The sequence below is a fragment of the Burkholderia sp. SIMBA_051 genome (genome assembly GCF_046534915.1).
Taxonomy (GTDB): Bacteria; Pseudomonadota; Gammaproteobacteria; order Burkholderiales; family Burkholderiaceae; genus Burkholderia; species Burkholderia ambifaria.
Map to the genome: position 1 here is coordinate 194,275 of NZ_JAWRXS010000008.1, position 14,127 is coordinate 208,401.

A 14,127-nucleotide genomic window follows, 5' to 3' on the forward strand; every position below is an offset into this window, starting at 1 on the left:
CCTGTCCGCCACCTGCGCGCTGCGCGTCGCGCATCGCGCCGACGGACGACACATCATGGATCGACCCGCGGCAGCATCACGGTGGCGCGCGTACCGGCACCCTCGCGCGGCGACAGCGTCAACGTTCCGCCGTGAGCATCCACGATCGAATGCGAGATGGCGAGGCCCATGCCCATCCCGTTCTCCTTGGTCGTGAAAAGCGGTTCGAGCAGCCGGTCCGCGATATCGGGCGCAATGCCGCTGCCCGAATCCTCCACGCTCACGCACACACTGTCAACGCCATGCGCTTCGCACGCAAGCGAAAGACGACGCGCCGTCTCGAGTTCGGCCATCGATTCGGCGCCGTTCGTCAGCAGGTTGATCACGACCTGCTGGAGCTGGATCCGGTCGCCGTATACGTAGACGGGGCCCTCGTGACTGCGCAGCTCCAGCACCACGTCCAGCGTGTCGAGCTGCCGCGCGACGAGCGCCGCGGCCTCGCGCACGGCCTCGACGAGGTCGACCGTCGCAAACTGCGGCGCGGCCTTGCGTGCCTTCGCGCGCAGCGCCTGGATGATGCTCTTGGCCCGCGCCGCGCTCCGGTTGATGTGCTCGAGCATTGCCCGCGCTTCGCCGAGGTCGGGTGGTTCCCGGTTCAGCCAGCGCAACCCGGCGCTCGCCGACGTGTCGACGGCGGCGATCGGCTGGCCGATCTCGTGGACGATCGACGCGACGAGCTCGCCCATCGCGGTCAGCCGGCTGGCGCGCTCGAGGCCGGCCAGTGCGGCACGCAACTGTTCCTCGGCATGCGCGCGCTGACGGTTCTGCTCGAGCAGCTCCTCGTAGAGCCGCGCGTTCTCGAGCGCGAAAGCGGCCTGCGACGCGATCACCTCCACCAGCGCCGCCTTGGCCGCGGTAAACATCCGCGCCGCCAGATTGTTTTCCATATACAGCACGCCGACGAGCGTTGCATAACGCATCAGCGGCACGCACATCACCGAACGCGGGCGTCGGCGGCGAACGTAGGCATCCTGACCGTGAACCGGCGACTCCGACGCATCGTCGATCACCACGCCCTCCTGCGTCCGCGCGACCGCCTGCAGGACCGAGACGGGCAGCACGCTCGCCGTCAACGACACGGCCTCCTGCGTCACGACGATCGTGCCGTCGATCACGTCCGCGCGCGCCGGTACATGCCAGACGCCCTCGCGCAGCACCGCGAGCGCGCCATGCTCGGCGCCGGCGCTTTCGAGCGTCGTGCGCAACAGCGTTTCCACGAGACGCGCCGGCACGATGTCGCTCGCCAGCGCGTTCGACACGCGCAGCACCGCGTTCACGTCCAGTGCGTGCATCCGGCTTCCGACCGGATTGCCGGCTCCGGCATCGAATACATCGGGATGCGTGGCCTGCAACTCGCGCACCTTCGCGAGCGCCCCCCAACGCTGCCAGGCGTTCAGCGCGTGGCGCAAATACGCGTGCGCGGCAATCGTGTCGCGACCGGCATGGAAGCGCGCCGCATACTCGGCGGCCAGCGCCTCGACCTGCGTAAAGCCATGCCTGCCCGCGTGCACCACGGCGCGCGCATAGGCTTCCGCCGCGTCCAGCGGCTGCCCGTTCACGCGCGCGTGCTCGGCGCGCACCAGCTCGCGTCGCGCGACGAAGTTCTCCGGGCACGCCCGCGCCCAGACGTCGAGCTGCTCGACATGGCGCTGCAGCGCAGCCTCGTCGGACGCATCGCGGCAGGGCAGCGCCAGCAGCGCGAGCGCGCCGTAGAACGGCAGATCGGCCCGCTCGGCAAACGAACGCGCCGCATGCTCGCAGGCTTCCGCGTGCCGACGCGCGTGGAGCGCGTCCGGAAGATCGCCGAACAACAGCGCGGCCTGCAGCCTGTAGACCCAATACGCGAGATCGACCAGGGTCGGCGGCCGGCCCTCCGGCGGCGCCAACAGGTCGCGATCGTCGCGCTCGCCTTCCTGTAATTGCTTCAGCAGCATCTGCTGCGCGAGCAGCGCATCGATCACGAGCTGGAAATTCGCATCACGCGCGATCGCGAGCCCGTGCGTCACCGTATCGCGCACGTCGCCGAGAAATTCGCCGGCGAACAGCATGCCGGTCGCCTCGTTACGCTTGCAATAGAGCGCGAACGTATGGTCGCAGCACTCGACCGTGATCTCGAATGCCCGCGAGATATACGCGCGCGCCGAGCGCGCTGGCAACACCCACGGCACCACGATCGTGCCGTGCGCCATGTATACGCGGCCGCGATACCGATCGAGACCGCGCTCGTCGACCAGATGCAGCGCGAGCTCGCCGAATGCCAGCGACGCGGCGTAATCGCCGTAACGTACGCCGAAGATCTGGTTCATGCAGACGTAGACGTCAGCCGATGCATCGGAATGGCCATGCTCGATCGCCAGATTCACCGCGCGCAGCAGAATCATGTCGACCAGATCCTGGTCGGAATAGAGTGCCGGCGGGATCAGGTCGGCAAAGATGTCGACGATCGCGCGCTGCAGCGGATCGGCGATGATCGGCAGGTCGCGCAGCGCGTCGATCCCGTTGCGATCCAGCCAGCCGCGCAGGCGCAGGTATTCGCGATGCACGTCCGCGCTGTCCGGATGGGGCGGGATATCGATGCCGGCGCGCTTCAGGAACGCAAGGCCGACACCGAGCGCGAGATCGAAGCGGCCCAGCGCCGTGTACAACGCCGCGCGCAGGCGCGTGAGATCCGCGCCGAACGTGCCGTCGCCGGCTACCCGCTCGAGCTCGGCAAGACGCGCTTCGGCGGCTTCGAGCGCACCGGTCATGAACTCGGCCTCGCCGCACAGCATGCGCGCGTCGAGCCCGTCGTCGCTGGTGTCCCGCTCGCCGAGGAAATCGACTGCCGCGCGAAAGAAGCCGAGCGCGGAATGATGCGCGGTGGCGGCCCGGGCTTGCTGCCCGGCCTCCAGGTTCACGCGCGCGAACGCGCGGCGCTGCGCGGGTGTCTCGACCACCGCGCCGGCGAGGTTCGCCTGCGCGGCCAGCACGAACGTGTCGGGGCAGGCCTCGCCGGCCGCCAGCAAACGGCACGCGATTGCATGATGCAGCGGCGCGCGCTCGCCCTCCGGGATCGACGCATACGCGGCCTCGCGAATGCGATCGTGCCAGAACGTCCAGTCGTCGCCGTCGCGCTGGAGACTGCCGGCATCGAGCGCCGCCTGCAGCCCCTCGATCGCATCGGGCTCGCTCAGGCCGGCCGCCGTGGCCAGCAGGCGCGTCGACGCTCGCTGGCCGATGCAGGCCAGCAGGCGCAACATGAATCGTGCGGCGTCCGGCAGCAGCTCGAACTGCCGCGCCAGCATCATCGCGACGTCATCGCCGCCGCGATGCGCGGCGATGCGCGCCATGTTCCAGCGCCACAGGCCGGCACCCGCGTCGTAATCGAGCATGCCTTCGTCGGCCAGCAGGCGCAGCAGATGATGTACGAAGAACGGATTGCGGCCGGTTCTCTGCCCGATCAGGTCGGACAATGGCCGCAGCGCATCGGTGTCCTGATGCAGCGCGTGGGCAATCAGTTCGGTCGTCGCGCGCTCGTTCAGCGGCCCGAGCTCCACCGTCAATGCATCGGGAACGTCGGCCAGCGGGCCGGCCCGCAACGGGTGACCCGCATCGATCTCGTTGCCGCGATAGGCGCCGACGAGCAGCAACGCCGTGTCGCGGTGTTGCTGCACCAGCCGCTCCAGCACCTGGATCGTGCCCGCATCGGCCCATTGCAGATCGTCGAGCAGCAGCGCGAGCGGACGCTCCGGCGCCGCGAAACATGCGATCAGCCGCGCGATCGCTTGCAGCACGCGCTCGCGCTCCAGCCCGGGCGCCAGTTCGGATTGCTCCGGCGGCCCCGCTTGCGGGCGCAGCACCGCCGAGAGCGCCGGCAGGAATCTCGCGAGCGTGCGTCCGACGGGCGCGACGGCCGTTCCGATTCGCGCGCGCCACCTGTCGAATTCGTCGTCCGCGCAACCCAGCACGAACTGCAGCAGCGGCGCCAGCGCCTCGGCAAGCATCGCGTACGGCGTGCCGCGACGCCCTTCCTCGCCCTTGCTGGTGGCCACGAGCAGCGCGCCGTCGTGCCTGATGCGCGCGACGGCCTCCAGCAGCAGCGTCGACTTGCCGATGCCCGAGTAGCCGGAAACCCATGCGACGCGCATCTCGCCACCGTCGGCGACGGCACGGTACTGTGCGCGCAACGCGTCGATCTCCGGTTCGCGGCCCACCACGTGATCGGCGTGCTGAAGACGCTGCAGCGCGGCGTGAACATCGAGCGCGAACATCGGAATGCGACCGTCGCGGCGCAGGCACTGCTCGCATCGCTGCAGGTCGGCGACGAGCCCCGCGGCTGTGCGGTAACGCTGCTCCGGCGCCTTTTCGAGCAACTTCACGACGATCCGCGAGATCTGCTCGGGTACGTGCGCAACGAGTTCGTGAGGGGCGCGCGCCGAATGCGTGGCGTGCGCGTGCACGAGCCCGGCCGCATCGGTCGCATCGAATGGCGGTACACCGGTCAACTGCTCATAGAGAATGCAGCCGAGCGAATAAAGATCGGCGCGCGCGTCGACACGCAGGTTCATGCGCGTGCCCAGCTCGGGCGCCGTATAGACGAAATCCGTGTCGTCCCACTCGAGAGCGATGTCGCGCAACGGGTCGGTCGCATCGGGGCCCAGCGCATAGCCGAAGCCCGTCAGGAACACACGATCGTCGTCATCCACGAGGAAGCGATGCGGCGCAAGCGCACGATGCACGATACCGGCCGCATGCATCTCGCCCAGCGCGGTCGCGAGCGCAATCGCGCGCCGCAGAAACGCGGACAAACGCTGCTGCGGGATAGCTTCAACGGAGAGCGGCATGCCGCCCGGATCGGCCAGGACGAGCACGGCGCCGCCACCGTGCGACACGATGGCTTGCGGCACGGCGGACCAGCGTTCGTGCAGTGCCGAGCGCAATACATATTCACGTTGCAGCGCCGCGACCGCGGACGGCGCCGCCGCGCCGCGCCCGGCGACGAGCACCGGCGGCGCATGGTCGTCGATCGCGCGGTGCAGCCGTGGCGGGCCGGGGCTCAATTCGATAAAGCGGCGTGTCGAAAGTTCGATCATGCGAATGCAGTAAGGAAACGGTGGCGTTCATCAGCTCGAACGCCGCGGGCACGGCGGCGTGGAGCACGGCATGCGACACCCGTGCCACCGGCCACGTGTTGCGGCGGGATGCCGGGTTGTATCCGTTCGTTCGAACCCGCGGTCGTGACGCAGGCCGCGTGGCGCACTCGATGTCACTCGTGCGGTGTCGCACCTCACCGGCCGCCTCGCCTTCTTCCAGGTACCCGTGATAACACGCGAACCCGCCGATTATTCCAGCCCGATATCGTCAATGCAACAACGCGCGCCGGCGAATGCCTGCGCGTTGCCGAAGCGCATTCGCGTCGCGTCATGATCGGCGCTTTCGTATCCGGATGTATCGCGTGTCCGCATCGATACATGACATTGCAAAACGCCGCGCCGCGGACACATGCGGGATACCTTCGCGACGCTCAATACACATGCGACGGATTCTGACGACATTCGCGACGCGGCCGGCGCATCCGGCTCCCGCGTTCGCCAGATACCGTGCATAACATTCGATCGACTCACCTTCCGGATTCCGACATGAAGACCTCAAGGATCACCTTCGCGCTCGTCGCGTTTGCTACCGCAGCCTGCGCCCATGCAGCGGCCCCCGTCGATTCGTTGACGGCGAATCAAGATTCCGTGGCCACGACCCAATGGACACCGGCCATCGCGATGCCGATGGGAAAGACCCGTTCCGAAGTGCGTCAGGAGCTCGCTCGCGCGCGCCAGAGCGGCGAGCTCGACGCGCTCAGGAAACTCTATTCCGGTCATTGAAGCACCTACTTTTTCCGGAGGTCCGGCACGGGCAGGCGCAATGCTCGCCGGCTCGTGCGCGTGCTTCATCGGCCGGCCTCGCATCCGCGTGCGGGCGAAGCCACGAAGATGCCGGGATTCCTCCGCACGGCATGTGTGACCTACGCGTCGCATGACGTGCACCACAAGACGGGATATCGCATCGACGCGCGAAGCTGACGTCGACGCGCGACGTCACGCGCCTGCCGATGCGAACCAACCGCGACACGATCTCCGGCCAAAGGGATCGCATCGGAATAAACGATCGCCATCGCGTGTTCAGTGTTAGCAGTCGCGCCCGCTTCCGCGCACGTACCCGCAACCGGTGCCCGTCATGGGCGATCTCATTCCCCCGCCGCCAATATCGAAGATGTCATCGCTGTCCAGAATGTTGCTCGTCTATGATGGATCCCACGAAGCCAACGCCGCGCTCGCACGATGTGCGGCGCTTTCCCGCGCATTGTCGGCCACGGTCGACGTCGTCGCCATCGTCGACAATGTCACCGCCAACGCCCGGTCGGCCGGACTGCTCAGCGAGCTCGCCCATCAGCGGCTGGCGGAATCCGCGCATCGCGATCTTCAACGGGCGATCGACAACCTGACGGACCACGGCATCGCCGCGCGCGGCTATGTCCGCTTCGGACGCGCGGCCGATGCCATCGCCACGCATGCGTCGACAGCCTGCGTGGACATGATCGTCGTCGGTTATCGCGCGCCCACCGGGTTCGCTCGCTGGTGGCGCGAGCATCCCGTTCACTTCGATCTGGCCGAACGCGTACCGGGTGCGGCGCTTGTCGTCGTCACGGTCGCGTCGACCTAGCGCCGCAGCGCATCGATACGCGCGGACGATGCGCGATCGCGTTCGTCCGCGGTTCTTCCGCCGTTCTCCGGCCGACTCAATTCGCGTCGGCCGCATCGATGCACGGCTGAACGGTCGCGGCAAGAATCATCCGCTGCCGGTTGCCGGGCAGACAGACATCGCTCCCGCGCGGACGAAACACCGGATCGCCGCGTTGTATCGCGCGCCCCGTCAGCGCGCAAATCGACGGCACGCGCGCGCGGCTCCTGCACCAGATTTGCTCCGCATACCGCCCTGAACACGAGTCGCTCCACGAAACCGTGATCATGGACAACGACAGGCGCTCCATCACGGCTATCCTGGTAGGCGGCTCGCTGCGCGCACGCGCGTCGTCCTCGTTCCATTGACGCAGCCCGACGCGTCGCGCCTTGTATCGCGTGCGCTGCGCTCGCAAGCACACGCTGCGCTGTTCCTGCGAAGGATCCAGGACATTGATCAACGTGCGAGCCACGATGTCCGCTTCATGCAGCATCCCCATCACCTCTTCTCCCAATCAATCGGATCGATCATGTGAAAGCGGACGCACGAATCACCGACACCCTGTCATTCGGCCCCGCGATGCGCGCGCCCTCGCTCAGGCGCCGCCTTTCTCACGCAGCATCAGTTCGCTTTTCACCGACTTGACGCCGCGGATCTTCCGGGCCGACTCGACCGCGAGATGATCTTCGTCTTCGGTTTGCACCTGGCCGGCCAGCGTCACCTGCCCGGTCGCCGCATTGGCGAAAACCGTGATCGCTTGCCCCTGCAGCCCCTTCGTCCGCGACAGCGTCCTCTGAATCGACCGCGAGAACGTGCGATTGGCCGCGCGCGTGGCCTTCTTCGTCTGGGCGGCTGTCGGGGTGGACGTCACCGCGGCATCCGTGCCCGCCGCATTGGCACTTTCGTCGGCAAATGCCTGCAGTTGCAGGCCAGCGAGCAGGACGGCCGCGAGGCCGCCGTTCAGGATGACTTGTCGAATTTTCATGATGGGTTCCTTGGGTTGCTGGTATCGAATGGCACGCAGGTTCCGGCCGCATCGCGAAGCCGACTCGATCACAATCACCCTGTCGCCCGAGCCGTCACCGATGCGATTCGTGTACCGGTGGAATCAGAATAAGGCGCTGCGTCGACGGCATCCATAGCATCTGAAGCTAGCTGCACAACCCGTCAGGATAGATGGCCGCATACGTTCGTATAGGCTGCGGACATGGCTGCACGCGCGCCGCGCATCACGCCGCCCGAGGCGCGGCCGCTGCACCGTCAACCGCAAAACGCGGGAGCGTCACCATTGCACGCGTGCCGCCTTCCGCGCGCGGCGTCAGTACCAATTGACCATCGTGCGCGTCCACGATCGACTTGCAGATGGAAAGGCCCATGCCCATCCCATGCGGCTTGGTGGTGAACAGCGGGTCGAAGATACGTTGCGCCAACCGCGGATCGATGCCGTCGCCGCTATCGTCGATCCGAATCCGCAAGCCATCCTGAGCGGCTTCACACGCCAGCACGAGGACGCGGCGCTCCTCAGGGACGCACAGCATCGATTCCGCGCCGTTCATCAGCAGGCCGATGACGGCCTGCTGCAGCTGAATGCGCTCGCCGCGCATCGGCATCGGGGACGCGAGTCCGTCGACGCGCAAGCTCACCTTCATCGCATCCAGCGTGCTTGCCATGATCTCGGCCGCCTCGGAAAGCGCGTCGGCGAGATCGAACGTCGCAAAGGCGGGCGCTTCGTGCCGTGCGTTGGCGCGCAGTGCGCGGATGATGGTGCGCGCACGCTCGGCGCACGCGCAGATATGGGCAAACATCTCGCGCGCGGCGTCGAGGTTCGGCGTGCCGCGATCGAGCCACTTCAGCCCCGCGCGCGCGGACGTATCGATGGCCGTGATCGGTTGCGCGACTTCATGCACGATCGAAGCCGCCAGCTCGCCGTACGCCTTCAGCCGATCCGCACAATCCGCGTCCGAAGGCGTGTCGCCGATCCTTGCCGCGATGCTGTCCGCGCGGGCCTGCCGAGCGGCAAGCGCGTCGTGCAGACGCTGGTTCTCCAGAACGAACCCGGCATGCAGCGCAAGGATCTCGACTAACGCAGTATTCGCCGGTGTGAAAATGCTCGGCAAGTCCCCGTGTTCCAGATACAGCGCACCCAGCAATGCGCCATTGCAGCGGATCGGCACGCACATCACCGAGCGCGGCTTGCGACGGCGCACATAGTCGTCGGTCCGCCAATGGTCGGCGGCGCAGGCGTCGCGCAGCACGAGCCCGTCGCGCAGATGCACGGCGGCGGCAATGATCGGCACCGGCAACCGGTCGGCCGGCAGCCGCTCGACGTGCGACGGAGGCGCCGCCGTCGCGCTGGCGGCTGCCTCCCAGGCGCCGTCGCGCATGACCGCAATCACGCCCCACGTCGCCGCCGTGCCCTGTATCGCGGCCTCGAGCAATGTCCCGACGCGCGTCGCGGGCGCGACCTCGTCCGCCATCGTGTGGGAAAGCTGGCGCAACACCTGCACGTCCAGTGCGAGAAGCGATTGAGACATGAGTTCCTCGATGACCGGGGTCATTTCAGGGCCGCTCGGGCCGGAGAGCGATTTCCAGGTAGTCCGCGCAGCGAAAGCGCTGCAGGAATCGTCGAGTTCGTTGTTCATTCGTCTATCTCCTGCGTACCGGGTTGCGGCCTCTGCCAACCTGAAATTAACGTTTCATGTAGTGAGTACTCCACAAACGAATGTTAGCAGCAGTTTCTCGAAATAAAAATATGAAGATAGCGATATTCGTTCGTTACGGTGCGGGATCGGCCGTATAGTTCGTATGCAAGCCATTGAATCTACGATGAATTTATGTCAGGTTGCGGACACGAGAAGAGTTCCGTAGAATTCGAAGTTCATGTAGCGTTCCCTGTACGAAAGTTTGCGGGAACGCCGCTAGTGCAAGTTTTTTTCAGGCGGCACGGCCCGGTTGGCGGCCGCCATAGGAACGGTATGGCTCAAGCAGCAAAAGGCAAGACTGTGCGTGGAACCGGTGTCCGGGAGGCGGCGGCGCAGGAAACCCGCGACAAGATCCTGCATGCGGCGACCAAGGTCTTCGCGCGCTACGGCTACGAAGGCGGCAGCGTGGAAAGGATTTCGCGGCTGGCGAAGTCGTATGACCGGATGATCTATTACTACTACGGGAGCAAGGAGGGGCTGTTCGTCGCGGTGCTCGAAGGCATCTACCGACGGATGGACGAGGCCGAGCTCAAAATGGCGCCGGATGCTTCGAACCCTGTGGAAGCGCTCAAGTCCGTGATTCGCTTCAAGCTGGACTATTATTGGCGCAATCCGGATTTCATCACGCTGCTCAACACGGAGAACCTGCACAAGGGCAAGCACTTGTCCAAGCTCGAGCGCCGGGGCGAGTACTCGTCGCATGCGGTAGAGATCATCGCGAAGATTCTCGAGAACGGCGTCGAACAAGGCCTGTTTCGCCAGGGCCTCAGGGCGCGCGACGTTTTCCTGCTGATCATCTCGACCGCGTATTTTTATACGTCGAACCTGTATACGTTGTCCGCGTTCCTCGGAGAGGAGTTGAACGCGCCGGATGCCGTGCGCCATTGGGAAACGTTCGTGATCGACAGCGTGCTGCGGGTGGTCCGCAAGGACGCGTCAGTCGATGCTTGAGCGTGTGCCGGCGCCGCTGTCGACCCTCGTGACCATCAAGATGCACGCCCTGTTGCGATGAACTATCTTCGCGCCCACACCATCGACGAAGTGCTCGGCCGGCTGGCGGCACAGCCGCGGCCGCGCATCGTGTGCGGGGCCACCGACGCCTTCGCCGATATCGGCCTCGTGCCCGCCCGCTCGGCCTGGGTGGATATCAGCCGCGTCGACGCATTGCGCGCGATCGAGCAGCACGACGGCATGATCCGCATCGGCGCGGCCAGCACGTGGGACGCCATCGCGCGGACGGCATGGCTGCCCGTGGCGCTGACGGCGGCCGCCGCTTGCGTCGGCCCCCGGCAGATTCGCGTCCAGGGCACGATCGGCGGCAACGTGTGCCATGCGTCGCCGGTGGCGGACGGCATCCCCGCGCTGCTGGCGCTCGACGCGCGCGTCGAACTGGCGAGCCTGCGCGGCGTGCGCCGCCTGCCGTTGGCCGAATTCCTGCTCGGCAACGGCCGGACCGCGCTGCACGTGGACGAACTGCTGGTCGCCGTGCTGCTTGCATCACCACACCCGCACGACCGGACGTCGTTCATCAAATGCACGAATCGCGACGGCTCGGCGATCGCCGTCGTGTCGGCCGCCGCGCAATTGCGCGTGGGTGCGGACGGCACGGCCGACGCGGTCGCCGTCGCGATCGGCGGCGCATCCGACGTCGCGCGCCGGATGCCGGCGCTCGAGGCGGCACTCGCGGGCCGGCGGCTCGACGAACTGGCCGGCGCGATCGCGGCGGCACCGCTTGCCGAGCTGTCTCCGGTCGACGACTGCCGGGCGACCGCATTGCATCGCATTCATCTCGCGCGGCTGGCGGTCACGCGCGCTTTCACATGCTGCATCGAGGAGAACGCACGTGGCGCATCCACTGCCTGATCAGCTGGCCGACGCTCGCGAAACCATCGCCGGCGGCAGCACGCCCGTTTCGCCGGAACCCGACTGGTTCGAGCTCAACGGCACGCGGCGAAGCCTGCCGGCCGACCACTCGCAGCGGCTCATCGACCATCTGCGCGCGGACCTGCGCCAGTTCGGCACCAAGGAAGGTTGCCGCCAGGGCGATTGCGGCAGCTGCACGGTGATCGTCGACGGCGACGCGCGCTACGCGTGCCTGATTCCGGTCGGACAGGTCGCGGGGCGCCGTGTCGTCACCGTCGAAGGCCTCGCCGACGGCACCCGCTGCGGCGGCCGCCTGCAACACGCGTTTCTCGCACATCAGGCGGTGCAATGCGGCTTCTGCACGCCCGGCATGCTGACGGCCGCGGCCGCGGCGATCGACGCCGGCGAGGTGAGCGACCGCGCCAGCGCGCGGGCCGCCATCGACGGCGTGCTGTGCCGCTGCACCGGCTACCAGAAGATCGTCGACGCGGTGACCGAGGCGGGCTGCGGCGCTGCCGCGCGATGCGTGACGCCTCCTCCGTCCGAAGGGCCGTCTGTCGGCGTACCGCTGACGCGCCTCGATGGCCCGGAAAAGGTCGACGGAAGCCAGCGTTTCGGCGCCGACGGCTATCCGGCCGACAGCCTGTTCCTGCGCGCGGTCCGCAATCCGCATCATCGCGCGCGTTTCGCGTTCGGCGACCTCGACGCATTCGTGCGCGCCCATCCGGGCGTGCACCGCGTCCTCACCCACGCCGATGTGCCCGGCATGAACCTGCACGGTGTCGCGACACCGTACATGGATCAGCCAGTCCTTCCCGAGACGGAGGCGCGCCACCATCTCGAGGCGGTGGCGCTGGTGGTCGGCGAACGCGCCGCGATCGCGGCGCTCGACCTCGACTGCTTTCCGGTGAACTGGGAACCGCTGACGCCGGTGCTCGCGATCGCCGATGCGGTACTGGAAGACAGTCCGCTGCTGCACGCCGATCGTCCCGGCAACGTGCTGATCGAGGGGCAAGTGCGCCGCGGCGACCCGGAACGCGCGATGCAACGCGCCCGTCACGTCGTGAGCGCAACGTTCGAATCCAGTTTCGTCGAGCACGCGTACCTCGAGCCCGAGGCCGGCTGGGCGCGACGCGTGGGCGACACGATCGAAATCCATTCGTCCACGCAGGCGCCGCATCCGCATCGCGCCGATCTCGCCCGCATTCTCGCGGTCGCGCCGGAGCAGGTGCGCGTCGTGGCGACCGCGGTCGGCGGTGGTTTCGGCGGCAAGCTCGACATGACGGTCCAGCCGCTGCTCGCAATCGCCGCCTGGCATCTCGACAAGCCCGTCGCGATGGTGTTGTCGCGCGAGGAATCGATGGCAACGTCGACCAAGCGCCATCCCGGCCGCATGACGTCCAGCATGGCCGCCGATGCCGAGGGCCGGCTCCATGCGGTGACGTTCGACGCCGACTTCAACACCGGCGCGTTCGCGTCGTGGGGCACGGCCGTCGCCAACCGCGTACCGGTGCATGCCGGTGGCCCGTACGTCATTCCTCACTATGCGGCGCGGGCACGTGCGATTCATACGCACGTGACGGCCGCGGGCGCGTTCCGCGGCTTTGGCGTGCCGCAAACGACGATGTCCCAGGAGCAGCTCATCGACGAGTTGGCGTTCACGGCCGGCATCGATCCGCTCGAATTCCGCGCGATGAACGCGCTGCGGCCGGGGGACACGCTGCCGACCGGGCAGGTGCTGGACGACAGCGTGGGGCTCGTCGCCTGCCTCGATGCGCTGCGACCGGCATGGCGTGACGCACGCGCGCGCGTCGCCACGCTGAATGCGGCGGCGCCGGGCCACCTGCGTCATGGCGTCGGGATGGCGGCGTTCTTCTACGGCTGCGGCAACACCGCGTTGCCAAACCCGTCGACCGTGCGCTTCGGCATCCGGCCCGACGGCACGATCGTGCTGCACCAGGGTGCGGTGGACGCCGGCCAGGGCGCGAATACCGTGATTCCGCAAATCGCCGCCGATGCGCTAGGTGTACCGGTCGATCGGCTGCGCTTCGTCGGCCCGGACACGTCGGTCACGCCGGATTGCGGTCGCACGTCCGCTTCGCGCCAGACATTCATTACCGGTCGAGCGGCGTTCCTCGCCGGCACGACGCTGCGCCACCGGCTGCTCGCCTTCGCCGGCGCGTCATCCGACGCGCGGATTTCGGCCGATGCGCGCGGTGTTGCCGTCGATGGCAAGGTACTGGATCTCCGGGCGCTGCCGGTCGATGCACACGGCTACGTCATCGCGGCGGAAGAAAGCTTCGATCCGCCGACCACGTCGCTCGATGCGTCGGGGCAAGGCTCGCCTTACGCCACCTACGCGTTCGGCGCGCAGATGGCCGAAGTCGCGGTGGACTGCGACAGCGGTCGCGTCCGCGTGCTCAAGGTCGTGGCCGCGCACGACGTCGGCAGAATGGTCAATCCGACGCTGCTCGAAGGACAGATCGAAGGTGCGGTGGCGCAAGGTATCGGCATGGCGCTGATGGAGAAGTACCACCCCGGGCGATACAACAATCTGCACGACTATCTGATTCCGACGGTGCATGACATGCCCGACGTGCAGTCGATTTTCATCGAAGCGCCGACGGCCGTCGGCCCGTACGGGGCAAAAGGCATCGGCGAGCCGGCGCTGGTGCCCACGGCCGCGGCCATCCTGAATGCGATCCATCACGCAACCGGCGTACGCATCCGCCAGGCCCCGGCCACGCCGGATGTCGTGCGTGTCGCGCTCGCGGCCCACCACTCGCCATCCGCGCGCCGATAGCGCCGTTCC

At 67.3% G+C, this 14,127-nt stretch carries 9 protein-coding genes; 5 read left to right on the forward strand and 4 right to left on the reverse strand.

Going from position 1 to position 14,127, the window contains the following annotated elements; translation table 11 throughout:
- Positions 1-53: 53 nt before the first annotated feature.
- Positions 54-5,111 (reverse strand): trifunctional serine/threonine-protein kinase/ATP-binding protein/sensor histidine kinase, encoded by a 5,058-nt coding sequence (locus SB771_RS21160; protein WP_175661125.1) that lies wholly within the window; start codon positions 5,109-5,111, stop codon positions 54-56.
- Between the two features lie 546 nt (positions 5,112-5,657).
- Here SB771_RS21160 and SB771_RS21165 point away from each other — a divergent pair.
- Both SB771_RS21165 and SB771_RS21170 read left to right on the forward strand, forming a co-directional pair.
- Complete coding sequence (locus SB771_RS21165; RefSeq protein ID WP_175661124.1) at positions 5,658-5,894, forward strand: DUF4148 domain-containing protein; 237 nt, start codon at positions 5,658-5,660, stop codon at positions 5,892-5,894.
- Positions 5,895-6,300: 406 nt separating this feature from the next.
- Positions 6,301-6,732: a universal stress protein gene (locus SB771_RS21170; protein WP_175661284.1), complete on the forward strand. Its 432-nt coding sequence runs from the start codon at positions 6,301-6,303 to the stop codon at positions 6,730-6,732.
- A 76-nt stretch (positions 6,733-6,808) separates the two neighbouring features.
- Here the strand turns inward: SB771_RS21170 and SB771_RS21175 are convergent, their stop codons facing one another.
- The 3 genes from SB771_RS21175 to SB771_RS21185 form a co-directional block, all read right to left on the reverse strand.
- On the reverse strand, positions 6,809-7,249 hold the full coding sequence (locus SB771_RS21175) for a DUF3331 domain-containing protein (RefSeq protein WP_011660644.1): 441 nt from the start codon (positions 7,247-7,249) through the stop codon (positions 6,809-6,811).
- Between the two features lie 96 nt (positions 7,250-7,345).
- Positions 7,346-7,735 carry a BON domain-containing protein gene (locus tag SB771_RS21180; protein ID WP_011660645.1) on the reverse strand — a complete coding sequence of 130 codons (390 nt, stop codon included), beginning with the start codon at positions 7,733-7,735 and terminating at the stop codon, positions 7,346-7,348.
- 244 nt (positions 7,736-7,979) lie between these two features.
- Positions 7,980-9,392, reverse strand: a complete 1,413-nt coding sequence (locus SB771_RS21185; RefSeq protein WP_175661123.1) for an ATP-binding protein — start codon at positions 9,390-9,392, stop codon at positions 7,980-7,982.
- Between the two features lie 333 nt (positions 9,393-9,725).
- On the opposite strand from SB771_RS21185, the gene SB771_RS21190 reads away from it, so the two are divergent.
- Genes SB771_RS21190 through SB771_RS21200 form a run of 3 tightly spaced genes read left to right on the forward strand, consistent with a single transcriptional unit; the run spans position 9,726 to position 14,118 of the window.
- Complete coding sequence (locus tag SB771_RS21190; RefSeq protein WP_175661122.1) at positions 9,726-10,403, forward strand: TetR family transcriptional regulator; 678 nt, start codon at positions 9,726-9,728, stop codon at positions 10,401-10,403.
- A gap of 57 nt (positions 10,404-10,460) precedes the next feature.
- Positions 10,461-11,315 carry an FAD binding domain-containing protein gene (locus SB771_RS21195; protein ID WP_175661121.1) on the forward strand — a complete coding sequence of 285 codons (855 nt, stop codon included), beginning with the start codon at positions 10,461-10,463 and terminating at the stop codon, positions 11,313-11,315.
- Positions 11,296-14,118 (forward strand): molybdopterin-dependent oxidoreductase, encoded by a 2,823-nt coding sequence (locus SB771_RS21200; protein ID WP_175661120.1) that lies wholly within the window; start codon positions 11,296-11,298, stop codon positions 14,116-14,118. Before SB771_RS21195 ends, SB771_RS21200 begins: the two co-directional genes overlap by 20 nt.
- Positions 14,119-14,127: the final 9 nt, after the last annotated feature.

Coding starts and splice junctions, on each gene's coding strand:
- SB771_RS21160 (WP_175661125.1), bottom strand. CDS start 5,111: ATGATCGAACTTTCGACACGCCGCTTTATCGAATTGAGCCCCGGCCCG.
- SB771_RS21165 (WP_175661124.1), top strand. CDS start 5,658: ATGAAGACCTCAAGGATCACCTTCGCGCTCGTCGCGTTTGCTACCGCA.
- SB771_RS21170 (WP_175661284.1), top strand. CDS start 6,301: ATGTTGCTCGTCTATGATGGATCCCACGAAGCCAACGCCGCGCTCGCA.
- SB771_RS21175 (WP_011660644.1), bottom strand. CDS start 7,249: ATGGGGATGCTGCATGAAGCGGACATCGTGGCTCGCACGTTGATCAAT.
- SB771_RS21180 (WP_011660645.1), bottom strand. CDS start 7,735: ATGAAAATTCGACAAGTCATCCTGAACGGCGGCCTCGCGGCCGTCCTG.
- SB771_RS21185 (WP_175661123.1), bottom strand. CDS start 9,392: ATGAACAACGAACTCGACGATTCCTGCAGCGCTTTCGCTGCGCGGACT.
- SB771_RS21190 (WP_175661122.1), top strand. CDS start 9,726: ATGGCTCAAGCAGCAAAAGGCAAGACTGTGCGTGGAACCGGTGTCCGG.
- SB771_RS21195 (WP_175661121.1), top strand. CDS start 10,461: ATGAACTATCTTCGCGCCCACACCATCGACGAAGTGCTCGGCCGGCTG.